The 24914-nt window shown below is 42.8% G+C and carries 15 protein-coding genes; 2 read left to right on the forward strand and 13 right to left on the reverse strand.

Features of this window, described 5'->3' with window-relative positions; genetic code table 11:
* Positions 1–31: 31 nt before the first annotated feature.
* The 7 genes from DWY37_RS09990 to DWY37_RS10020 all read right to left on the reverse strand — a co-directional run bounded on the left by DWY37_RS09990 (position 32) and on the right by DWY37_RS10020 (position 13790).
* The gene (locus DWY37_RS09990) at positions 32–1921 is read right to left on the reverse strand and encodes an oxidoreductase (protein WP_199534337.1); all 1890 of its coding nucleotides are present in this window, start codon (positions 1919–1921) and stop codon (positions 32–34) included.
* Between the two features lie 253 nt (positions 1922–2174).
* Positions 2175–4082: a 1,4-alpha-glucan branching protein GlgB gene (glgB, locus tag DWY37_RS09995; protein WP_117698780.1), complete on the reverse strand. Its 1908-nt coding sequence runs from the start codon at positions 4080–4082 to the stop codon at positions 2175–2177.
* 27 nt (positions 4083–4109) lie between these two features.
* Entirely contained in the window at positions 4110–6533 is a 2424-nt protein-coding gene (locus DWY37_RS10000) for a tetratricopeptide repeat protein (RefSeq protein WP_117698779.1), read from the reverse strand.
* A 345-nt stretch (positions 6534–6878) separates the two neighbouring features.
* Positions 6879–8213, reverse strand: coding sequence for an AI-2E family transporter (locus DWY37_RS10005; protein WP_117698778.1), 1335 nt, complete (start codon positions 8211–8213; stop codon positions 6879–6881).
* A 25-nt stretch (positions 8214–8238) separates the two neighbouring features.
* Positions 8239–10524 carry a hydratase gene (locus DWY37_RS10010; RefSeq protein WP_118540767.1) on the reverse strand — a complete coding sequence of 762 codons (2286 nt, stop codon included), beginning with the start codon at positions 10522–10524 and terminating at the stop codon, positions 8239–8241.
* Positions 10525–10700: 176 nt separating this feature from the next.
* Positions 10701–13085: a sensor histidine kinase gene (locus tag DWY37_RS10015; RefSeq protein WP_118540769.1), complete on the reverse strand. Its 2385-nt coding sequence runs from the start codon at positions 13083–13085 to the stop codon at positions 10701–10703.
* Between the two features lie 15 nt (positions 13086–13100).
* Positions 13101–13790: a response regulator transcription factor gene (locus DWY37_RS10020; RefSeq protein WP_022242854.1), complete on the reverse strand. Its 690-nt coding sequence runs from the start codon at positions 13788–13790 to the stop codon at positions 13101–13103.
* Between the two features lie 234 nt (positions 13791–14024).
* Here DWY37_RS10020 and DWY37_RS10025 point away from each other — a divergent pair, with 234 nt between their 5' ends.
* Entirely contained in the window at positions 14025–14615 is a 591-nt protein-coding gene (locus tag DWY37_RS10025; protein ID WP_022242853.1) for a hypothetical protein, read from the forward strand.
* A 30-nt stretch (positions 14616–14645) separates the two neighbouring features.
* Here DWY37_RS10025 and DWY37_RS10030 read toward each other — a convergent pair whose 3' ends face one another.
* The 5 genes from DWY37_RS10030 to DWY37_RS10050 all read right to left on the reverse strand — a co-directional run bounded on the left by DWY37_RS10030 (position 14646) and on the right by DWY37_RS10050 (position 21314).
* The gene (locus DWY37_RS10030; protein ID WP_118088001.1) at positions 14646–15377 is read right to left on the reverse strand and encodes a hypothetical protein; all 732 of its coding nucleotides are present in this window, start codon (positions 15375–15377) and stop codon (positions 14646–14648) included.
* Between the two features lie 21 nt (positions 15378–15398).
* On the reverse strand, positions 15399–16337 hold the full coding sequence (gene purM / locus DWY37_RS10035; protein ID WP_118088000.1) for a phosphoribosylformylglycinamidine cyclo-ligase: 939 nt from the start codon (positions 16335–16337) through the stop codon (positions 15399–15401).
* A gap of 61 nt (positions 16338–16398) precedes the next feature.
* The gene (locus DWY37_RS10040; protein ID WP_118087999.1) at positions 16399–18348 is read right to left on the reverse strand and encodes a bifunctional metallophosphatase/5'-nucleotidase; all 1950 of its coding nucleotides are present in this window, start codon (positions 18346–18348) and stop codon (positions 16399–16401) included.
* 178 nt (positions 18349–18526) lie between these two features.
* Entirely contained in the window at positions 18527–19636 is a 1110-nt protein-coding gene (locus DWY37_RS10045) for a DUF362 domain-containing protein (protein WP_118540773.1), read from the reverse strand.
* A gap of 265 nt (positions 19637–19901) precedes the next feature.
* Complete coding sequence (locus DWY37_RS10050; RefSeq protein ID WP_118540775.1) at positions 19902–21314, reverse strand: aspartate ammonia-lyase; 1413 nt, start codon at positions 21312–21314, stop codon at positions 19902–19904.
* Between the two features lie 728 nt (positions 21315–22042).
* Here DWY37_RS10050 and DWY37_RS10055 point away from each other — a divergent pair.
* Complete coding sequence (locus DWY37_RS10055) at positions 22043–22489, forward strand: Lrp/AsnC family transcriptional regulator (protein WP_022242847.1); 447 nt, start codon at positions 22043–22045, stop codon at positions 22487–22489.
* Here the strand turns inward: DWY37_RS10055 and DWY37_RS10060 are convergent.
* Positions 22452–24911: a cation-translocating P-type ATPase gene (locus DWY37_RS10060; RefSeq protein WP_243092121.1), complete on the reverse strand. Its 2460-nt coding sequence runs from the start codon at positions 24909–24911 to the stop codon at positions 22452–22454. The two genes, DWY37_RS10055 and DWY37_RS10060, sit on opposite strands and share 38 nt — an antisense overlap.
* Positions 24912–24914 lie beyond the last annotated feature (3 nt).

Raw genomic sequence — 24914 nt, forward strand, 5'->3', positions numbered from 1 at the left:
ACCCCTTTCTTTTGTGTAATTCACATTTTTCTTATATATTTAATCCTGCTGCAAACCCTTCAAAATTTGCATTCATAATGTTCGATGGACTGATACAGTCCCCAATTGCTATGGTATCTTTACAAATTCCGTAAAATGCTTCTACAAGCTTTTTCTGTGCCGAAAGTCCGGTAGAAAGAATCAGGTTGTCATAGGAAATACTCTTCTCTTCTCCCTTTTCATCCTTATAAACAACAACATCCTCTTCGATTCTGCTGCAACCGCATTTTAACAAGCTGTGAAGATTCTCATACTGCAAAAACTTCTGACGTAATGCTTCCCGGTATAAAGAGTTGGCATTTGCTGCCAGTGTATCGGTCAGTTCCAGAATGGAAACATTCTTTCCCTGCTCGGCAAGCTCTAATCCTATCTCGCATCCAATACTTCCTCCACCGAGGATTACTATCTCCTGTCCTAGCTGTTCCGGATGCATAATCGCTTTTGTTGCAAGCTGTACCTTGGGATTATCAATTCCCGGAATCGGAAGAATCCTCTCTACGGCACCAAGGGCAACTATCAATGAATCCGGCTGAAGCTCTTTTATAGACTCCGGTGTTGCTTCTGTGTTCAGACGAACCTCTATCTTTCTTTTTGCCATCTGAGTCCGATAGTAATTTAACAGCCGCTTAATTTCTTCCTTGTGTGCTTCCTTTTCAATGAAACGAAGCATGCCGCCCAGTTCACTTTCCTTTTCCAGTAATGTAACCTGATGTCCCCGGTCATATGCTGTCATGGCAGCTTTCATGCCTGCCGGTCCTCCGCCAACGATTACCACATGCTTTTTCTCTTTTGCTTCCGGCAAATCCAGTCCCGATGGAACAAATTCCTCATTATGATATCTTGGATTTACGGAGCAGCCTACATTCCAGTGGTCTGTGGAAATGTGATAACAGTTGGAGCATCTGAGACACGGAACAATGTCTTCCGGATGCCCCTCCAGTGCTTTCTTCGGCCAGTTCGGGTCTGCCAGAAGTGTTCTTCCAAATGCCACCATATCCACGTAACCCTTTGCAATAATTTCATCTGCCATTTCCGGCGTCATAACGGCGCTGACCACAGAAACCGGAATCTTAAGCTCCTGCTTTGCAATTTTTGCCCATTTGAGATTCGGCATTTCTTCTTCCAGATTGGTTGTGATGCAATGCACATTTGCTTCAAACACTTTATCAATTCCAGATGAAATCTGAACGGTATCCACATACTGCTCTGCCTGCTTCAGGAAGTACATCACATCCTCAAAGCTTATGGAATCTTCAATCCATTCATAAGCACTGACACGCATATCAATCGGATAATCTTTTCCAACTGCTTTCCGGACGGTTTCTAATATCCGAAGTGGAAAACGGCTGCGGTTTTCGATGCTTCCGCCGTAGGAATCTGTCCGGTGATTGTAATGTGGGGAAAGAAACTGTGCTGGAAGCCAGCCATGTCCGAAGTGAAGAAAAATGGAATCGAAACCAATTTTTCTTGCACTTGCTGCGGTCTCGGCATACCACTGCAACGTTTCTTCCATCAACGCTTCATCCATTTCCTTTACTTCCACTCCATCCGGGCGGATAAATCCAGACGGTCCTTTCGCATAATCCACCGTTCTTGCATCCTGTCCGGCATGAAAGATTTCGATAGAAGCTTTCGCTCCGCCTTTGTGAATCTTCAGCACTTTCTTTCTGGTGTCTTCTCTTTCATACTTGGCAAATGGATACGGTTCTTCCGGACTTGCAAAACTGGAACGTCCCGGTTCTACTATTGCATGTCCCGCAATTACAAGTGCTGCACCGCCCAATGCTTTTTCTTCAAAATCATCACCTGTCGGTGTTGCCACAATTCTATTTTTTAATATCATTCCATTAATAGAAATTGGCTGAAATAAATGATTATACACGTTCTTCTCCTTTCTGCTGTATTTTATTTACCTTCATCTTAAGGCACTTAAACCGCAGAAACAAGCCACTGAAAACAACTGGAAAATATTTTTCACAATCTGTATTTTTTCATCATTTATTTATGAAATTTATTATCTTTTTATAATTTTGGGCTTCACTTTTTGCTTTACAGGAAAGTAATTTCCTGTAAAGCAAAAAAGCACGTTAACCAATCTGGTTAACGTGCTGCTTTGTCTTGTGATTTTCTGTCCTCTACATTACCCGGAACACTGCGACACCAAATGGCGGCAATGGATAGGAAATGGAATACGCTTTGCCATCGCATTCCGACTTCACTGCCTTGTAGCTTGCCGGTCTGCTCTTATCTGCTTCTGTACCGCCGAAACGGACTTCATTGCTGTTTAACAGCAGATGGTAAGTACCTTTCTTTGGTACACCTACACGGTAATCATCTCTGGCTACCGGTGTCATGTTGCAGACAAAGAGAAGAGAGTTCTTGCCATTCTTGCTCTTGCGGACGAAGCTGTAGATGCTTCGGTCTGCATCATTTGCATTAATCCATTCAAATCCGTTCCAGTCACTGTCCTGCTCATACATTGCCGGATATTTCCGGTAAATATGAAGCAGTTCACGGAAGTATTCATTTAACTGTCTGTGACGTGGTTCTTCCATAAGATACCAGTCTAATTCACGCTCTTCGCTCCACTCACGAAGCTGTCCGAAATCCTGTCCCATAAAGAGGAGCTTCTTGCCCGGATGTCCCATCATAAAGGAGTATGCACTCTTTAAATTGCGGAACTTGTCTTCCTCATCACCCGGCATCTTCTCCCACATGGATTTCTTCAGATGCACCACTTCATCATGAGACAGCACCAGAATGTATTTTTCAGAGTTGTTATAACTCATGGCGAAAGTCATCTTGTGATGATTATTTTTACGGAAATATGGGTCTAAGGACATATAATCTAAGAAATCATGCATCCATCCCATATTCCATTTGTATGTGAAATTCAATCCACCCTTGTCTGCCGGTCCGGTTACCATCGGCCATGCAGTAGATTCCTCTGCAATCATGACAGTACCATGATTTCTTCCGGTGATTAAGGTATTGATATGGCGGAAGAATTCGATGGCTTCTAAGTTCTTGTTCTCGCCATATTTATTGGCAATCCACTGTCCGTCCTTCTTGCCATAGTCAAGATATAACATGGATGCCACCGCATCTACACGGAGTCCATCAATGTGATAATGTTCAATCCACATTAAGGCACTTCCAATTAAGAAGTTCTTTACTTCTGATTTTCCATAATTGAAAATCTTGGTTCCCCACTCCGGATGCTCGCCCATCCGCGGGTCGGCATATTCATATAACGGGCAGCCATCAAAGTCAGCCAGTCCGTGGGCATCCTTCGGGAAATGTGCCGGTACCCAGTCTAAGATAACGCCGATGCCATGCTTATGCAGGTAGTTTACCAGATAAGCAAAATCCTCCGGCGTTCCATACCGTGAAGTCGGTGCATAGTAGCCGGTTACCTGATAACCCCAGGAACCATCGTATGGGTATTCGGAAATTCCCATTAATTCTACATGGGAATATCCCATGCCTTTAACATACTTCGTCAGTGCCTCTGCCATTTCACGATAGGAATAATATCCATCATCCTCTCTTCCCGGATGGCGCATCCAGGAACCCAGATGTACCTCGTAAATCGCCATTGGCTCTGCATACACATCTTCTGTCTGTTTCCGTTTGTCCATCCACTTATCGTCAGTCCATTTGAAATGCTCAATGTCTGCAATACGGGATGCTGTTCCAGGACGTACCTCTGCATAGTTGGCATATGGATCTGCTTTATACAATTTCCGGCCATCTGGTGTGATAATCAGATATTTGTATAAGTCTCCCAGCTCTGCCTTTGGAATAAATGCTTCAAAAATTCCTATTCCCGCCGGTTCTAACCGCCGCATCGGATTTGCTGTCTCATTCCAGTCATTAAAAGTTCCAATGACATAGACTTCTGCAGCATGTGGTGCCCAGACATCGAAAAGAATCCCCTTTTTCTTCCTTATCTCTGCCGGATGAGCTCCCAGTTTCTTGTAAATATCATAGTGTGTTGCCTGGCCAAATAAATACATGTCCAGTTCTGTGAAGTTCCCCATTTATACTACACCTCGTTTCTTTCTTTCCTATTCTTCGAAATCCTTTTCATGGAGAATGACATAATCATCATCCTTGTATTTCTTTGAAAAAAATACTTTCTTAATGCTGAATTTCTCGGAATTGGCAATTGCTTCGTCCACGATTTCTTTCACCTCGGTCAGCGTGGTCGCTCTGTCTAAGCGTTGAATGTTACTAATTCTGTTGTATAGAGCAAGAACCGCCATCTCATCTATTTCATAGGTCAGTTCGTGGGCATACGATTTTGCAAAGGATACCAGCTCGTCACTGGTAAATATCGGAAGCGTAATCTTCTCGGTAAATCGTCTGGCAAAGGACTCATCTCTTCCCATTGCTTTGGTGATTCCCTCTCTTGTATCTTCTGCGATTACAAGAATTCCGGTATCATCTGCTTCTAATGCCAGTGATAATTTCACGGCTGTTTCCCGGCTGATTCCTCCGATTTTTTCTATAATAAGACATCCACCGGCAACTTTCTTTAAAAGCTCCGGGATATTTTTCTGATTTAATGAAACGGCATCTATCTTTCCGACACGCTTGCCCGGCTTTCCGATTTCATTCTGGATTGCCTTCACCAGTGCGGTGGCAAGTACGGTCTTACCGCTTCCTCTTGCTCCCTGAATCAGGATGTTGCCACCTTTGATTCCCTTTTCTAAATGTTCAATGGATCCTTCCATTGCCTGACAAATCTGCGGCTCCATTCCGGATACCGGAACAAAATAAGTAAAGATAGCTTTCTGTTCCTTGGAAAGATGGGTAATCGGTTTTCTCTCTCCGATGTTATCCTCATCTAAATCCGGCTCTGCAATCTCCGGAAGTTTCTCCTCCGGCATTGCATCCTCTGTCTCAGCTTCCGGTTCTAACTGTATCTTCGGTAAGACTTCTTCTGATTCTGTTGCTGCCACTTCTTCTGCTATATCGTCCGGCAGTGCAATCTCTGGGAGTTCTTCTTCCGGCGAAAGTTCTGTCATTTCTTCTGTGCCAGCCGGCTCTTCTTCATCGGCAACTGCAATACCTTCTCCTTCCGGAATTTCCATCGCATCTGCTGCACCTGCAGCCGGCTCTCCGTTCTGTCCCGATACACCGGCCGCTAAGAATTCATCGATTTTCGCATTTGCCTGGCTGATAGAATCAATCTGCTGCTGCAAAATATCATTCATATTGGCAACAAGTTGTCCGGCTTCTTCCTCCGGCAGCTTGCCTAAGTATTCTTTTTCTAATAATTCTTTGGAGGTAAGTCCTGCATCCAGCTGTGGAATTACATCTGCAAGACGCTCCATGATATCTCCGGCTTCTGCTAATGCCTTTGCCTTGGCAGATTCTAACTTCTGCTGCTCCGCTTCCTGTAATGCTTTCTCTGCGGCACGCTTGGTCTTCTCCCACTCCTCTAAAATATCCTGTATGCTCATCTGTCCGGTAATCTGTGCTTCTAATGCACTCTTCTCCGGAACTACCATACGCATCTGACCATCATAATCTTCGCCTAACATCTCCTGGAAATTAATTTTCAGGGAGCCATCGATTTCTTCATCGGTTGGGATATCCGCAAAACGCTCTTTCTGTGCTTCTTCATCCTGTGGGAGCTGTAAATAAGGAATCTCTTCTACAATTTTCTTGATGCCCTGCATGGTATCTGCCACTTCTTCTTTCTCTGTGGCATTCATAATCTGCTGCATGCTGCGGGCTAATTCTTCCTGCAGGTTTACCGTATTAAATTTCTCTGCATTGGTGGTTACCGGTTTAATCTGTACCGGCTCCTTGATAATCTCACCGGATTCCAGATAATCCTCCGGCCGCACTTCCACGATTCCGTCCTTCCGCTGTTTAAACTGGCGGTACTTGTCCTCCTGTGCCCGATTTAATGGCTGATAAAGCATCTTTAATTCCAGTGCTTTCTCTACATATGGACCATCGCCAAACCAGAGAATCAGTTCATCACAGGCATTGATACATTCTTCGCTGCGTCCTGCCTGATGATATAAATATGCCAGTTCAAATGCCCATTTCTCGGTATATTCCTGTTCCTTTAATTCTTCGAGAATCTGAATTAAGACATCCAGACCTGCACCCTTTGCTTTATTCATCTCATAGCGGAGAATATATTTCAAATTATCATGGGGTGCAATCTCTACAAACTCATCATAATATTCCTGTGCTTCATCAAATTCCTTCGTTTTGATGGCAATCTCTGCCAGCTTATAGATAATCATTCGTCCGATCGGAGAACGGTCATATGCCATCAGGAGAATCTCTTTTGCTTCATCATAACGACCAATCTGTGCATAAATATCTCCGGCTTTCATCAGTGCGTTGACATTACGGACCTTTCGCCAGTTGATACTGTCAGCAATTTCAGCAGCTTCTGTATACTGCTTCTTCGCCATCAGATTTTTTATTTCATCTAGTTTTAATTTGTATTCATATTTATCCAAAATATGTCACCTCAATATCTATTTCAAGTAAACTTAAATTCATCTTTTTTCGTCAGGGTATACTGACCCCAATTATTGTTTTAAGTGTACCATAAGGGGTGCCTTCTGTCAAAAATAATCGAACCGGCACGACGGACTTTTTCATGTTTAACAAAGAATGTGCCTTGGCACATTCTCGCACCTGCGGCGGTCGCTTGCGACATCTACCTTATACGCCGCAGTGCGCATCCTCGCGGAGCGTTTTTTACTTTACAGGAAAACAATTTCCTGTAAAGTAAAAAATCCGAAGAATCATAACATTTTATCTGCTATCATTCTCCGGATTACTTATTTCTTTACCAGAATTTACTTTTTCTCTTTTTTCTTTAAGGATGGAATATGAAGTTCCTTTTTCTCAGAGGCTTCCTCTACCGGCTCCTTCAAAAGTACGATTTCATTGGTCTTTTCATCGACTTTTTCCAGGCGGATATATTCGTCCGTATCCTCCGGCAGCTTTCGCTTCCGCAGACAGTAATCCACGGTCTTATCAATAATATAATAGATGACTGCGAAGGTCGGAACACCAAGAATCATTCCACCGATTCCAAAGAGTCCGCCGCCTACCATGATGGCAAATACCACCCAGAAGGAATTCAGTCCGGTGGAATCTCCTAAAATCTTCGGTCCGATAATATTTCCATCTACCTGCTGCAAAATAAATATAAATATCAGGAAATAGATTCCCTTAATCGGATCTGCCAGTGCGATGATAATAACGCTCGGTATTGCTCCGATAAAAGGGCCAAAAAACGGAATAATGTTGGTCAATCCCACGAATACGGAAACCAGCAGGGTATATGGCATCTTCATAATCAGAAGACAGATATAACATAATACACCGATAATGGCGGAATCCAATAATTTACCGGAAATAAATCCACCGAATATTTCATTACTCTTCCGGAATGTGTCAATAATTACATTGCCCCGCACCGGTTTGAAAATGGCATATACAATCTTTTTGGACTGACCGATAAATTTCTCCTTCGTCATCAGCACATAAACGGATACGATAAGTCCGATGACTGCATTCATCAGCACCTTAACCATATTGATTACACCACTGGTAATAGATGTAATGTAGGTCTGGATGTTTGGCAGGAAAGACTCCTTTACCCAGTTTTCAAGGTACGTTACCATATCCATCATGTTCGTTTCTAAGGACTGTATGATTTCATTATCTGAATTTGTCAGTCCATTGAACCAGTCAATAAATGAATCCACCTGCTTTGGCAGGGAATTTACCATTCCGGAAATACTGCTGATTAACTGCGGAATCATCATGGCAAATAACAGGATTACAATTAATACAAAGACAACTACGGCTCCACCGGTTGCGATACTCCTTGCAATCTTCCTGCACTTCTTCTCTTTCTGCACTCTTGGTTCTAAGAAATGCAGCAAATGCTTTTCAAAGGATTTCATAATCGGATTGATAAGGTATGCAATCACAAGTCCGAAGGTAATCGGCTGCAATACCTTCATTATAGTGTCCCAGCCCTTTGAGACACCATTGTACCGGTATATCATAAAGAAAAACATTGTGCAGCAGCAGAACAGTACAAATATCAGCACTGCAAGACTGATGTACCAGCGCATCCCATGTTCTGTTTTCCCGCTCCTTTTCTTATCTTCTTCCATTCCGTTCTCCTTCTTTTTCCGGATATTATTTCCGGTTATAGTTAATGAGGCATCCTTTACGGATAATCTCTCTCTCTTCGTCTGTAAGGTCACCCAAGGTTAATGAGAACTCAGCTAACTGTCCGTCTTTTACAGCATATGCTTTTACTTCCGGAGCTTTTTCTTCTACTGCTTTGCGGATTTCCGGTACAAAGAGATAGTCTCCGTTGGCAAATGGCAGTTCTCCTTCTTTGATAATAAATGGAAGCATACCCCAGTTAATCAGGTTGGAACGATAACGCTTGGTTGCATATTCGTTGGCAATGTTTGCCCAGCCGCCTAATACTTTCTGGCAGGATGCTGCCTGCTCACGGGCAGAACCGTCGCCTGGTTTTACTGCAAAAATGGTACTTCCGATTCCGGTATTCTCTTCATTGATATCCGGGAACTGTGTACGGATTGCATCTACAGCTGCCTTTAATTCCGGCAGCACTGCGTATGGTTCTTCGCCTGCTTCTCTTGCTGCTTCTGCCTTCTGTACTTCTTTGGCACGTCCAACGTATGCAGGGTCTTTTCTGGAAAGTGTGAACTCTGCCAGTCCCAGCGGATTAGAACGATAAGAAGATGTCTCTCCGGAAGGAATCAGCTCATCGGTTGTAGTTACCGGATCATGAATCTCGGATACTACTTTTAAGATGAGGTTATCGGTTAATGCTACCATCTTCGGCCAGTCTTTAATGTTTGGTCCCATCTGGATTTCTACGGATGGATCTGCTACACCATGGCTGTCAAAGACACGGTTCTCATATATGGTCTTATCAAAGAAATATTTTGGCTTGCTGAAGTTTACATCCACATCAGTTGCTGCGGTTAAATATCCCTTGTTTGCTGCGGTTGCTGCAATAGAACGGGCATCCATCAATGCTACGGATGCAATCTGGCCGTTCTGTACCTTGGAGCCTTCACGGTTCGGGAAGTTTCTGGTAGAATGCCGGATGGAGAATGCATTGTTAGCAGGTGTATCTCCTGCTCCGAAACATGGTCCGCAGAATGCAGTCTTAACGATTGCTCCTGTCTCCATTAATTTTGCTACAGCTCCGTTTTTCACCAGTTCCATGTAAATCGGGGTACTTGCCGGATATACGCTTAAGGTAAATTCATCCGGTCCGATGCTGCTTCCCGCTAAGATGTCTGCTGCATCACAGATATTTTCAAATCCACCACCGGCACAGCCTGCGATGATTCCCTGGTCTACATATAGTTTTCCATTGCGGACTTTATCCTTAAGATTTAAGTCTACTGCTCCATTGAAGCTTACCTGTGCTTTCTTCTCGCAGTCATCCAGAATGTCCATAAGATTTGCATTCAGTTCTTCAATGGTGTAAGTGTTGCTCGGGTGGAATGGCATTGCAATCATTGGACGAATGGTGCTTAAGTCAATTTCAATCATGCCATCATAGTAAGCAACCTGTCCCGGATTTAATTCTTTGTATTCTTCTACTCTTCCGTGAATATCATAAAATTCTTTCACTTTCTCATCAGTTGCCCAGATAGAGGAAAGACAGGTAGTCTCTGTGGTCATTACGTCTACGCCGATGCGGTAATCTACGCTTAAGTTTGCAACACCAGGTCCTACAAATTCCATTACTTTATTCTTTACATAGCCATTGGCAAATACTTCACCAATGATTGCCAGTGCGATATCCTGCGGTCCAACGCCTTTTACCGGTTCTCCGGTTAAATATACGGCTACAACGCCCGGCATATTGATATCATAAGTCTGCTCTAAAAGCTGTTTTACAAGCTCCGGTCCACCTTCGCCCATTGCCATGGTTCCCAGTGCTCCGTAACGGGTATGGGAATCAGAACCAAGAATCATTTTTCCGCCGCCTGCAAGCATTTCACGGGCAAACTGGTGAATAACTGCCTGATGAGGTGGTACATAGATTCCGCCGTATTTCTTTGCACAGGTCAGTCCAAACATGTGGTCATCTTCGTTGATGGTTCCACCGACTGCACAAAGGCTGTTATGACAGTTGGTCAGTACATAAGGAATTGGAAACTTTTCCAGTCCGGATGCTCTGGCTGTCTGGATAATTCCAACATATGTAATGTCATGGGAAGTCAGCTTATCAAATTTGATTTTCAGCTTCTCCATGCTGCCAGATGTGTTGTGGTCCTTTAAAATACCGTATGCAATGGTATTTTTTGCTGCTTCTTCTTTGCTTACCGCAGTGCCTGTCATGGATGCAATAGCTGCGGATGCTTCGCTATTGTCTTCTACTACGGTACATCCGTTTACGAGATATGCCCCTGTCTCATGTAACTTCATGAATGTTTCCTCCTGTTTTCTGAACTGATTACTATTTTATACCTCTTCCTATATAGGAAGAAATCGGCGGGGAAAAAGCCACCGCCGATACTCTTTTTCTAATTCGTTATTATAAAGAAACGTCTGTTAAAAATCAACCCTTTTCAAGGATTCCCCACGGTTTGCAAGGTTCCTTATTATGCCAGTGGAAAGGTAATGGTAACAGAGAATAAATCACCGTCCAGAGTTACTTCAAAGGTTCCGCCCATAATCGTGGTAAGATTCTGGGCAATGGAAAGTCCCAGTCCGCTTCCTTCCGTGGTTCTGGATTCGTCTCCTCTTGCAAAACGCTCCGTCAGCTCTGCCGCACTTCCATGCAGTGGCTGCTCGGAAATATTTTTAATAGAGAAGATTACCTTCTGCTCCGATGTCTCCATGGTCACATAGACTCTGGTATGTGCCATGGCATATTTTGCCACATTGTTATAAAGGTTCTCTACCACACGCCAGATTCGTCTGCCGTCTGCCATAATGACAACGGATTCCTTCGGCAGCTTTGTAATTGTGGTCAAATCCTTGGCTTCGAATTTCTCATTAAATTCACCAGCAGTCTGGTAAATCAGTTCCACAAAATTAATTCTTGTCATCTGAAGTGTAATATTTCCGGAGCTGATTCGCGATGCCTCTACCAGATCTTCTGTAAGCTGCCTTAACCGCTGGGATTTTTCTTCCAGTACATTCAGATAATTCTGCATCCGCTCACTTTCCGGCTTCTCCATTTTCATAAGGTTTACATAATTCAAAATAGAAGTCAGCGGTGTCTTGATATCATGGGATACATTGGTGATTAAGTCTGCCTTCATACGCTCGTTTTTGGTATTCTCTTCCACCACAAGATGCAGGCTGTCTCCAATGCTGTTTACTGCCTCTGCCAGCTTTCTGCTGTCGCTGTGAAGATTCTCTAACGGAATCTTATAGGATAAATCTCCTTCCGTAATCTGTCTGATTCCCTTCATGATTTCCTGCTTCTGTACTACATCCCGGAGATAGATTACACCGATAACAATAATCTGAAGTGCCAGAAGAATTCCACCTAACAAATGTCTTCTTGTAAAGAACTGATACGCCAAAAACAAAAATAACAACGCATTAAATACAAAGGTAACAATGACACGCACCGATGCTTTCCATGTTCCAAGTACTCGCAAAGTGCTGACATATACCCAGTTGGTAAAGCTGTATTCCCAGAACACGCCGGCTTTCATACGCCTTATAACACTGGTATAGAAAATCTGGAACACGCCGTCATAGATAAAGGAAATCACGCCTACTACCACAAGCATTCCCGGAATATCCCACTCATAGGATGCCGCAGAAAAACTTAAAACCAATATCAGTACAGAAAATACAATAAATATCAAAAAGAAAAATTCTGTCTTAATATGGTCAATCCAGTTTAAATGAATCTTATCATCCTTATGATTACGTCCTGCTGCAAGAGTCAGATAAACCAGTGTTACAATCCAGCCCAAAAGACTTACCACAATGGTTACAATCGAAATCATGCCCCAGGGATGTAGCGTCATAAATTCCGATTTTGCTTTTGTAAATCCATCTTCATTTGGGAATGTGGTATCTACTGCCACCAGAAAGACTGCATTATTTCCTATGCCGGACATGGTTCCGTCAATGTATTTGTAATAATAATCTTCCATTCCCTTTACATTACTGCGGAATTTCAAATCCTTATCATTACAGTAGAGATAGCTTCCCTTTTCTTTTCCATAATCCAAAAGATTATGTGCTTTGTCTCCAAATACATAAGAGGTAATATCTTCTTCCGTATCCTCTAACATATTTGTGTAGATAACCTGCTCATTTTCAATAAAGACATAAGATAAATTCGTCTCAGAATCATCAAATTCATTCAGCGCTTTCCGGTAGGCAGTTTCTTCCTGTCCGATACGGTCCAAGGTCTTTGCCAGTGCCTGATACAGCTCCTGGCCTTCCTCTTCCGTAAGCCTGCCCTCCTGTACGCCCTGGGCAATGGAAATACCGCTCTGTGGCAGATATTTTTCCTCAATTTTATCAGAATACTGTACATAGCCTTCCTTCGACCATGCCACCAGATCACTTAAGGTATAATTTTCAAACTGTGCCTTGTCATTTTCCCCGTCATATTCTTCTGCGTTGGAGATACTGCTGTCATCATACATCCAGTATGCCGAGGCACCATTCCGCACCAGTGTCATGGTATAGCTTTCTTCTGCGTCGTTACGGATAATGCCGCTTCTTGCGTATTTGATAACATTGACCGGTTTCTCCGAATCGTATTCCCCGTTGGTCTCAAAATTTTTCCGGGTCATTAAGAAATTAGTCAGTTCCGTTACCTTCTGCTCATAGACATAGCTGTAGTAACTGGAATCCACATAGCTCTGATTCGTCAGATTATCCATGTCTATCATGTGCTTTCCGTTTAATGCCGCTACCATAAAGACGGACATCAGCAGCAGGACAGAAAACAGTAACTGCAGGAGAATAATGGTATTTTTCCATACATTTCCATAGTGTCTGTTCTTCATATTTGCTTTCCTTCGTTAATTCTTCTCAACTTTATATCCAACGCCCCATACTACTTTTAAGTATCTTGGCTCCTTCGGATTAATTTCAATTTTTTCACGGATATGACGGATATGAACAGCAACGGTGTTATCTGCACCAATTGCATCTTCATTCCAGATATTTTCATAAATTTGTTCAATAGAAAATACTTTACCCTGATTCTTTACCAGAAGCAGAAGAATATTATATTCAATCGGAGTAAGCTTCACTAATTCACCATCCACGGTGACTTCTTTCAAATCATCATTAATCATAAGACCGCCAACCTGATATACTGTCTCATTGCTTTCGCTGACATTGCCAAGCTGGGTATAACGGCGAAGCTGTGATTTTACTCTTGCTACCAGTTCCAGCGGGTTAAATGGCTTGGTCACATAATCATCAGCACCGATGTTAAGTCCTAAGATTTTATCAGAATCCTCGGATTTTGCTGATAAAATAATAATTGGAATGCTGCTTTCCTCCCGAATCTTTAAAGTTGCCCGGATACCATCCAGTTTCGGCATCATGACATCAATAATCAGAAGATGCACCTCATTTTTCTTAAGCATATCCAGTGCCTGTTCTCCATCATATGCTTTCAAGACATGATAGCCTTCCTGTTGCAGGTAAATCTCGATTGCTTCTACAATTTCTTTATCATCATCACATACCAGTATATTCATTTCGTCCTCCTGTCCTCATGCTCTATCTTTACTGATTTTTGAATACTTCATACTGCGAACACATAAACTACCTCATAATTATCTATAGCGTATCAGATTTTTCTTAATAGGAAAAGCGTACTTTTCTTAAAAAACATTTAAAATTGTGTTATACTATATTAGATTCGTATCTTTCATAGCATTTTGTTGTGAAAATATCTGTTTTATGATTGATTATTTTTGAAAGGATTGTTTATGAAGAAGCATTATACCTTTATTCCTTTAAAGGAAAAAGATTTATCCTCCTTCCGGAAAGCATTAATCAGCAGCCTGTGGTTCCGCCCCTGTGCCTGCCTGCTTGCCCTGATTGTCATTGGCATTATCGGTTACCGGAAGCTTGCGGTGCTCACCAGTGAGATGTATTTTCTCATTCTCTATGGAATTGCTGCCGGTTTCATTCTCTACCGCATGATACGAGAACTTGCCAATCTGCATCAGGTCAGCACCCTGCGTAAATCCAGCCTGCTTCCTTTTATTCATACTGCCAAAGAAGACGATACCTTTTATTCGGAGGAATTATCCGGCGGGTTTATTATCCAGACCGAGCCAATTAATCTGGTAGAGTTATCTACCAGCAAAGAAGTACTCGCTGAGCTTGCCGCCAACTGCGAAACTCAGAATCCACTCTTTGCTTATCTGGAATCCTGTATCAACAGCGGTGATGAAAAATTAATAAACAAAGGCGTCATCTATATTGAGATTATTAAAAAACAATTGGAAAAAGGAAATGTGGATATTCTTGCCACATATGACAAATTAAAAAATTGCAGGGAGGAACTTCTCTAAAGTCCTTCCTGCAATTTGGTTTACGTAGTTCTATTTCTTTTTGTTATCTTTTTCTTTTGCTTTCCACTTGAAGTACTCTGCATCCAGATCCACCGTAACTTCCGGAATCTCTTTCTTTCCTTCGGCTGCATCTTCCTCCGGTTCTTCATCCTCTAAAGGAATTCCGGCTTTCTTAAAGTATTCAGGATTAATCCGGATTTCCGGCTTGATTGCCTGATATGGGGATTTCTTTTCTTCCCTCGGCTCTTTCTTCTCCTTTTCACGTTCCTTTTCCAGTTCGTGATTACGTTCTTCGATTAACTTCAGATACTTTTCGGTATCTACCATATCCTGAAGCTGGCTCTTAAGCTCTGACTGGTTCTCCCGGATAACCACCTTCTGGGTCTTCATATCATCCTGGGCTTTCTTCAGAATATCCTGAAGGGCATCTGTTGTATCCTGCATAATATGCTGTACCCGCTGAAGGGCATCATCGGTATACAACACAGCGGCTGCATAGACATCTTCAGCATTCCGGCTTGCTTTAAAAATCATGGCATCGCCTTTTTTGCGTGCCTCCCGTTCTGCCTTGTCCCTGCTCTGCTGTGTCACTTCATATTCATCCATCATCTCGTAAATACAGGCATTCAGATGATTGAGATATTCAAACATTTTCTTCTTCTCAACAATAATCTTCTCACCGGTATTGTCATAAAGTTCACTTCTGGATATTAATACATGTATATCCCGTAATACCCTCTCCAGTTTGTCCTGTGTACTCATGATATTCTCCCTTCACCTTGGCTATATATATCGTACAATGTCCGAGCCTGTCTCTGCAAGACCTAATTCCACCGGTTCTTCTCCCGCTGCTTCTAACAGTTCTACCACCCGGTCTGTATCTTCTTCTGCCACCAGTATCAGCATCCCGATTCCCATATTAAAAATATTTCTCATCTGCTCTTTGCTGATATTACCATCTTTATGCAGCATATCGTAAAGTGGTGGAATATCTTCTTCCCGCTGCTTTATCACTGCACCGGCAGCATTATGCATCAGAGTATGTACTGCCTTATCAATACCTCCATGAGCCACCTGTACGCAGGATTTGATTTCTATCTCACTCTGAAGCAATGCTTCCATGGCATCCCGGTACATACGGGTCGGTGCCAGAAGCAGATCTCCTAACGTAGAACCTAATGATTCATAATAGATTTCCATAGAAGTCTTCGTCAGATATAGTTTTCTCCGGGCTGCCACATAGCCGTTATTATGAAGTCCATTGGATGGAAGTCCAATAATAACATCTCCAGCTTTCACCTGTGCTATTCCTATTTTCTTCTTTTTCTCTACAACTCCGGCAATAAAGCCAACCAGATCATACTGGTCATAAGAGAAAATATCGGAAAGCTCCTTAATTTCACTTCCGGCATAAGTCACATTTCCCTGCCGGCAGCCATTTTCCATACCCTCTTCCATGTCCCGGATATATTCAAACTTGGGACGGGCACAGGAAATATTGTCATAAAAAAGAAGCGGTTTTGCTCCCATGGCATACATATCATTGATACAGACAGCTGCACAATCATAACCTACCGTGTCAAATCTCGACATTTCCGAAGCCAGCAGCAATTTTCCACTTACCGCATTAGTTCTTGATACCAGCATCGGCTCATCATATTTTAAGAACTCTCCCAAAGGTATTTCATTTGTCAATTCTTTTAAGTCAAACTTATCTCGCACTCTCTAACTACTCCAAACTTTTTTCATCTGTTCTATAGCATACCACACTTCCACTCATGTGTTAACTTTTTTTCAATTTTCTTCTGCGGATGCGGCGTATGACTTTGACAATCAATACGATTATGAAAATCAGAACAAGGAGTACCACAAGAACAACTCCCACAATCATTGCTGCATATTTATTCGGATTTTTCAGTCTTGCGCCAAGGCTCTTATCATCATCTACCACCTTGCGGTCATGAAGTCCGTTATAATATTCCGGCATCTCTGCAATACCATTTTCTCCTTCTTCAAAGGATTCCATATAGCGGGCAATGGATACCCATGCCTTTAATTCCTGGTCACCATCATAAATAATGCAGTCTTCAAAATCTTCTACTTTACTTCCATCTGCATTCTTTGGCACAATGGAAAGCAGTCCATATGACATATCCGTTACTGCACTAAGCATCTGGCCGCTGTAAAGGTCAGCTACGACGCAGTATAATTTGTCATCTTCAATTTCTTCTCTCTTATCATTCTTCGTCAGATATACATCTGTTACCCGGTTTAATATCAGACGGTTGGGATTATAGGTCATATTCAGTCCGGAGCAGTAAAGTCTTGCCGTTGTCATATAATCGGAAATGGAAGCATCAATCTCTGCTACCGTCTTTAATTCTTTTCCGGTCAGGTATACCTTAATCAGCGGGTAACCCGGCACACCATCTGCCCCGATTCCAAGGGAGAAGGAGTTAAAGACATCTGTTACCGTAATATCCCCCGGCACATAGGTATCACGGACAGTTCCGCTTGGAACGACTGCCACATCAATTTCTTCTCCATCATAATCCTTCGTATGGGTTGCCCCGTAAATATAGGCATCCGCCATAATATCTCCCAGATTATGTTCCGTATGCTTCGTATATAAATCATCTACTGACGCAAATTCATAATCATTTTCACACAATACTTCAGAAGCAGTGTATCCAAACTGTTTCAGGTAAGTATCATCAATATTGGCTTCAAAAGCATCTATCTTCTCCTGGGCCGCCTCATCTGCCTCAATATCCGGGCGAATCGGAATCAGATTATAATCCTCTACCTCCCAGCGTCCTTCGGCATTCTGGGAAAGGTGCATACTTCCTACATTAATGCCATATTCTCCGGCAGATACAATAGCTGTATTTCCTTCGATAATCGGCTCTTCCAATGTGGTATGGGTATGTCCGCTGATGATAACATCCAGCTCCGGCACTGCCTTTGCAAGAAGTTCATCCTCAGATTTCTTCGGGTCTTCACTGGTTCCACTGTGGGAGAGGCAGACAATCATATCCACATCTTCTTTTTCCTTTATGGCTGCCACAGTCTCCCTCACCGCCTCGATCGGATCTTTAAACTCAAGCGCACAGGTTGGTGCACAGGAAAGGGAATCCTTGCCGAATACTCCAAGCAATGCGATTTTTACACCGCCCTTCTCGATGACTTCATAATCCTTTACACCATAATGATCAAAGGCATCTTTTAAAAGCTGTCTCTCATCATTCATCTCTGACCAGTCAACATTACAGACCAGCAGGGACGGCACTACATCACCGCTGGCTGCCGCTGTATCAAGCATCTGCGCTAAGCCTTTGCTTCGATAATCAAATTCATGGTTTCCAAAGGTCGTTGCATCATAGCCAAGATAGCCTAACATCCGAAGCTCAGATGCCTCTTCTTCATAAACTGTCTGGAACAGTGTTCCCATGGAAAAATCACCACCGTCTACCACCAGTGTATCCGGATTTTCTTCCTTCTTCTCATCAATGACTGTTTTGATTCGTGCAAATCCGCCTGCTTCCACATTTTCTCCATCTACTACCGTACGGAAGCTGTTCAAATGGGAGTGGGTATCATGGGTAAATACGATATCCACCGACTTCGGCTTTTCTTCTGTTGCGGATGCTGTTGTTACCTGCAGACTGCATACCCCCATGCATGCTGCCAGTAATAGTGCTTGTAGCTTTGCTCTTATTTTTTGTCCCCTCATATTGTTCTCCTTTTTTTCTATTTTAGATGCGAAAGAAATTTTTAGGGTATTGTAATTTTGTTTTCTGGATTTATCCATTAGATTTTCTTTTAAGCAGAATACGCCTGCTTTTGGAAATCGTTGGATAAATCCAGAAACCGAAAACAATACATAAAATCTCTTCCGTATCGAAATTCGTTTAAATACGGACTAACTCGTAGTTCCGGGTTCCAAGTCCGATTTTTTCTGCATGCTCTACACAGGATTCCCAGTTGGTATCCGGATGCACCATATGAAAATGGTCTTTCTCATGAACATGCTGCATCTGTTCTTCCAATACACTGCCGTGTACTACCGGCTGCTTATTGCAGGCATCTGCACATGCCATGTCCAGTGCTACCGGATCGAAGGATGCAAACATTCCTACATCCGGGATAATAGGAATATCATTTTCTGCATGGCAGTCGCAGTTCGGTGACACATCACATACCAGCGAAATATGGAAACACGGGCGGTTCTGGCAGACTGCCTTGGAATACTCTGCAATCCGGTAATTCAAAAGATTGGATGCATCCCAGTTGGTTGGGTTGACTGCGTCTTTTGGACATACGCCGATACATCTGCCACAGCCCACACATTTATTTTCATCAATACCTGCCTTGCCATCTGTGATATGTGGTGCATCATGGGCACAGATTCTTACACAGGCTCCACAACCTACACACAGGCTCTGGTCTACCGCCGGTTTGCCGGAGCAATGCATTTCCATTTTTCCGGCACGGGACCCACAGCCCATTCCGATATTTTTTAAAGCACCGCCAAATCCGGCTCCCTCATGTCCTTTAAAATGTGTCAGGGAAATAAATACATCTGCATCCATCACGGCTCTTCCGATTTTGGCTTCCTTCACATATTCCCCATCTACCGGAACCAGTGCTTCGTCCGTTCCTTTCAGCCCATCTGCGATAATCACATGGCATCCGGTGGAAAATGGTGTAAATCCGTTTTCATATGCTGTATCCATATGATCCAGTGCATTCTTTCTGCTGCCTACATAAAGGGTATTGCAATCCGTAAGAAATGCTTTTCCTCCACATTCTTTTACAAGATCCACCACTACTTTGGCATAATTCGGACGCAGAAATGCAAGATTTCCTAACTCTCCGAAATGAATCTTAATTGCTGCATATTTATCTTCAAAATCAATATTTTTCATTCCAGCTGTAATACAAAGGCGACGCAGTTTCTGCAACAAATTTTCTGAGCCGCTGGTTTTAAAACTGGTATAATATACTTTGGACGCTTCCATACGTTTTCCTCCTACTTGTTTTTACTTATTATTTACACACTTTTTATACTTCATATCATAATATAATCCGCCGCTTTTTTCAATAAAACGCAGACTGTTTTGTATCTTTGTACGTTCTTAAAATCATTGCAGCACTCATTAAATCTGCATGCAGGTTTGAATTTTCTTCTATTATTCCACCAGAAAAAAAGCAGCATCCGGTTTCGTGGAATAAAACTTTCGCTTTTCCTCAATCGTGACGCTGCTTCTGTTATTTTTATATTGGCTACATTGCTTTTCTCTGTTCAAAATGTACTTCTGTCATCATTTCCGGATTCAGCACATGCTCTAAATCTGCTTCGCTCATCAGTTTCCGTTCCAGAACAATTTCTCTTACACTCTTGTTCTCCCGGAGTGCTGTCTTTGCGATGTCGGCAGATTCCTTATATCCAAGATACGGGCAAAGTGCTGTGGAAATCCCAACACTCTTGTCTACCAGACTGCGGCAGTGTGCCTCATTGGCTGTGATTCCATGTATACAATTTTTTGTCAGTGTCTCAACCGCTTCTTTTAAAGTATCGATGGAATCAAAAAGGCTGTAAAATACCACCGGCTCAAAAGCATTCAGTTCCATCTGTCCTGCCTCTGCCGCCATGGTAATTGCTGTGTCATTTCCAATGACATGGAACGCTACCTGGCTTACCACTTCCGGAATAACCGGATTTACTTTGCCCGGCATAATAGAAGAACCATTCTGTCTTGCCGGAAGATTAATTTCACCAAACCCGGTTCTTGGTCCGGAGGATAACAGTCTTAAATCGTTACACATTTTTGAAAGGTCTACGGCGCATGCTTTCAGTGCACCGGATACCATCACGAATCCATCCAGATTCTCTGTAGCATCAAATAAATCCTCTGCCTGCTTCAGTGGATAACCGGTTATCTTTGCCAGTGTCGGCACCACGTTAGATAAATATGCCGGAGAAACATTGATGGCAGTTCCAATTGCGGTTCCCCCCAGATTTACAGTAAACATTTCACATCTTACTTCTTTCAGCCGCTCATAATTACGTTTTACCATGGTTGCATAGGCATGAAAGGTCTGTCCGAGGCGCATCGGCACTGCATCCTGAAGCTGCGTTCTTCCCATTTTTAAGATTCCATCAAATTCTGCTGCTTTAATCCGAAGCTCCCTCTCCAGTCCATCCAGTTCTGCCAGCAACGGTTTTAACAGTTCCAGCACCGTAAGTTTTCCGGCTGTTGGAATCACATCATTGGTGGACTGGGACATATTCACATGGTCATTCGGATGAATCCGGCTGTAATCACCTTTTCTTCCTCCCATCCATTCATTGGCACGGTTTGCCAGCACCTCGTTCATGTTCATATTGGCACTGGTTCCGGCGCCACCCTGAATAGCATCTACAATAAATTCATCGGCAAAACATCCACGAATCACTTCATCACAGGCTCTTATAATTGCTTCTGCCTTATCTGCCGGAAGAGCCAGCGCATTCCGATTACTCTGTGCCGCTGCCTTCTTTACTTTTGCAAGGTTGCGGATAAATACAGGATGCAGACTCTGTCCTGTAATCGGAAAATTCTGTTTTGCCCGCAAAGCCTGTACGCCATAATAAGCCTCCTTTGGCACTTCCATTGTTCCAATTGAATCGGATTCCATACGCATTTCTTCTGTCATGATGTTTCCCTCTCTCTTTCTTATTTTTTAGCCCTACCTAGTAACGCAAATAGCGTCAAGACAGTCTTATCCTGTCCTGACGCCATTGTCACAAGGGTTTGTTTTCAATTTTTATTTTTTGTTTTTTGGTTCTGTCAAAGACTAGCACTCTTTGACCAGAAGGTAAATAGTTTTAAGTTAAAACGTGCTTTATATTTGTTTTTTGCTTGTTTTTTATTAATTATTTTAATATTGTTTGTTGTTTTCTTTATTTTCTTAAGTATCTGTCTTTTCAACAAAATAGAGGTATGATATAATACTTGAAAATAAGCCAACATACTTGTATGTGTAAAATCCAGACAGTGTATACAGCAAAATATTCTCCTGCCTCTGCGCAGATATGTATTCCACGGCAAGGGGCACTAAGGCATTTTGATAGGAATAGAAAAATAACCGGCAACCGGCACAAATTCACATCCATGTTCATCTGTGCCTCGCTGGTGCGTCCATGCACCAGCGTTGCCTATGTTTCTACAAAATGCCAAGTGCCTCTAACCGTGTCATAAATATATCTGCCCGCAGAGGCAGGAGGATATTTTCTGCAGCTGCCTGCCATTTGATATTCACCGGCTACAAAATTTTATATATTACTTTACCTGCTATTTCATTTGTCATTTTTCAGCATTATATTTGCAGATAAATTCATTTTTTACATCAACTGTATTTTTCAGGAAACGAAAGGAGCCTCTATGGAAAAAGAATTAGACAACATTGACAAAAGCATCATCCGAATCTTACAGGAAAATGCCCGCACTCCGGTCAAGGATATTGCAAAGGAAGTCTTTTTATCTTCCCCGGCGGTTTCTGCCCGGATTGAGCGATTGGAAAAACGAGGTATTTTAACCGGCTATCATGCCACTGTAAATCCCATGCTCTTTGGCTATCACATTAAGGCTTTCATTAATCTCGAGGTGGAACCGGCACAAAAAAAGGAATTCTACCCTTTCATCGATAGAATTCCCAATGTGATTGAATGTAATTGTGTCACCGGTGATTATGCCATGCTGGTGGAAGTCATGTTTCAGACTACCATCCAGCTTGACCACTTCATCAACGAACTGCAGCATTTCGGACGAACCAAAACACTAATTGTATTCTCTACTTCTGTGGAGCACCGTGATGTGCCTGTGAACTGATGAATTTTGCAATTCCTTCCACCCCGATTGTCAGGTAACGGAGCAGTGACTCTGCAGCAAAAGCAAATACAATCATCAGAAGAATACTGATTTTAGACATCTGGCTCATGGCAAATAACTGGTTTAAGCAGATGCCGCAGAAAAGCAGCCCGGCGATATTAAAAATTAAAATTCCATATTTAAACTTATTCATCGGATGGCTGATTTTAATCAGAATCATAAATCCTACAACACATAAAAGCATGGTGGATGCAGTTGCCACATCGGAAGCAGGTATAGAAAATACTTCTCCGCAGACTACCAGCGAACCAACGATTAATACATCAGTCAGTCCTGCCGGAAATGCTTTTAATAATACTTTCCGTAAAAACCGTCCTTCAATACGGTTGCGGTTTGGCTCCAATGCCAGTAAGAATCCCGGTGCCCCAATGGTAAACATACTAATGAGGGAAATCTGTGCCGGCTCTAACGGATAAGTAATTGTCGATACCACTGCAAAGATTGCCATTAACAGAGAGAATATATTTTTTACCAGAAACAGGCTGGCAGAACGCTGCACATTGTTTACTACCTGCCGTCCTTCTGATACCACATCCGGCATATGGGCAAAATCGGAATCTAAAAGAACTACCTGTGCCGCCTGCGCTGCTGCTTCACTTCCGGACGCCATCGCCACGCTGCAATCCGCATCCTTCATTGCCAGAATATCGTTAACTCCATCGCCGGTCATTGCTACGGTATGTCCCGCATCCTGCAATGCATGTACCAGCTTCTGCTTCTGTTTCGGAGTTACCCGTCCAAATACGGTATAGCGGTCTGCCGCATCATAAATTTTCTCATCGGTATCCAGTGTGCCTGCATCCACATATTTCTCCGCATGCTCGATTCCGGCACATCGTGCCACTTCGGATACGGTCTCCGGGTTATCACCGGAAATTACTTTCACTGCTACACCCTGAGTCTTAAAATAACCAAAGGTCTTCTTCGCATTTTCACGAATTGGATTGGAAAGAATCACATAACCCAGCGGCTCCGGTTTTTCGGTCAGGGTTCCCTTGATATCACTGCCCGGATATTTTGCCAGCAAAAGCACACGATAACCTTTTTTCGTATATTCCCTGATTTCATCTGCAATTTCTTCAAAGGCATTTCCCATGACAAATTCCGGCGCACCCAGAAGATATTTTCCATCCTCAAATACAACGCCACTGTATTTTGTTGCAGAAGTAAACGGCATAACCTCCAGTGCTTTCCGCCGGGCAGCCATAAAGGTCTGTACTTCCACTGTTTTATCTTTATTGCTGTCGGTATCGGTATCACTATCTCTATCCTTATCTTTGCCCTTCCGCTCCAGATAATCACGAATTGCTTCCATAGTAGCATTATTATCCGGCACTGCTGACGCATAATCCCGAAGCAGAGACTGAAGAAACGTATTTTCCGCATCCTTCGCCGGAACAATTTTTGCCACTTCCATACCTGCTTCCGTTATGGTTCCGGTTTTATCGACACAGAGCACATCAACTCTTGCCAGTGCTTCGATACTCTTCATGTCATGGAGCAGTACATGCCGCTTTGCCAGACGCATGGTTCCAAGTGCCAGGGCAATGGTCGTCAGAAGATATAATCCCTCCGGTATCATTCCGATAATTGCTGCCACCATGGAAACGATGCTCTTCTGGAAAGTCTCTCCATTTACGATATAGCCCTGCCAGAATAAAATGATTCCAATCGGAATAATCACAATACCAATCCATTTTACCAACTGGTTAATAGAGCGAATCATCTCGGACTGTTCTTCATTTCCCATCGCTTTTGCTTCTGCAGTCAGCCTGGAAATGTAAGAATGCTTTCCTACCTTCTCCAGTCTCGCATAACATTCTCCGGATACCACAAAGCTTCCGGACATCAGCCTGCTTCCCGGTGTTTTCTCAATTTCATCGGCTTCTCCGGTCAGCAATGATTCATTTACCTGAATCGTGCCTTCCAGAACAACGGCGTCTGCACAAATCTGGGTTCCTGCAGTCAGTAAAATGACATCATCCTTCACCAGCTGCTCCGATAAAATTTTCTTCTGCTCTCCATCCCGAATAACAATGGCATGGGGTGCATTCAGAAGGCTCATCTTATCCAAGACTTTCTTCGCCCGCAATTCCTGAATAATTCCAATCAGCGTATTTCCGATGATGATTGGCAGGAAAGTCAGGTTCCGGAAAGAACCGACCACACAAAGCAGAATCGTAATGACTAAGAAAATAAAGTTAAAGTACGTAAATACATTGGACTTTACGATTTCCTTTGCACTCTTCTCCGTGCTGATGTCTGTTTTATTTACAAATCCTTCTATAAAGCGTTCTTCTACTTCTTCCTTTGATAATCCCCGCAGGATACGTTTTTCTTCCGGCATTCTGTTTTCACTCATAAA

Origin of the sequence: Roseburia sp. AF25-13LB, assembly GCF_003478915.1 — a bacterium.
GTDB classification, from domain to species: domain Bacteria; phylum Bacillota; class Clostridia; order Lachnospirales; family Lachnospiraceae; genus Roseburia_C; species Roseburia_C amylophila.

Coding starts and splice junctions, on each gene's coding strand:
- glgB (WP_117698780.1), bottom strand. CDS start 4,082: ATGGGGAACTTCACAGAACTGGACATGTATTTATTTGGCCAGGCAACA.
- DWY37_RS10045 (WP_118540773.1), bottom strand. CDS start 19,636: ATGGAAGCGTCCAAAGTATATTATACCAGTTTTAAAACCAGCGGCTCA.
- DWY37_RS10020 (WP_022242854.1), bottom strand. CDS start 13,790: ATGAATATACTGGTATGTGATGATGATAAAGAAATTGTAGAAGCAATC.
- DWY37_RS10005 (WP_117698778.1), bottom strand. CDS start 8,213: ATGGAAGAAGATAAGAAAAGGAGCGGGAAAACAGAACATGGGATGCGC.
- DWY37_RS10040 (WP_118087999.1), bottom strand. CDS start 18,348: ATGAGGGGACAAAAAATAAGAGCAAAGCTACAAGCACTATTACTGGCA.
- DWY37_RS10015 (WP_118540769.1), bottom strand. CDS start 13,085: ATGAAGAACAGACACTATGGAAATGTATGGAAAAATACCATTATTCTC.
- DWY37_RS10025 (WP_022242853.1), top strand. CDS start 14,025: ATGAAGAAGCATTATACCTTTATTCCTTTAAAGGAAAAAGATTTATCC.
- DWY37_RS10030 (WP_118088001.1), bottom strand. CDS start 15,377: ATGAGTACACAGGACAAACTGGAGAGGGTATTACGGGATATACATGTA.
- DWY37_RS10010 (WP_118540767.1), bottom strand. CDS start 10,524: ATGAAGTTACATGAGACAGGGGCATATCTCGTAAACGGATGTACCGTA.
- DWY37_RS10050 (WP_118540775.1), bottom strand. CDS start 21,314: ATGACAGAAGAAATGCGTATGGAATCCGATTCAATTGGAACAATGGAA.
- DWY37_RS10055 (WP_022242847.1), top strand. CDS start 22,043: ATGGAAAAAGAATTAGACAACATTGACAAAAGCATCATCCGAATCTTA.
- DWY37_RS10060 (WP_243092121.1), bottom strand. CDS start 24,911: ATGAGTGAAAACAGAATGCCGGAAGAAAAACGTATCCTGCGGGGATTA.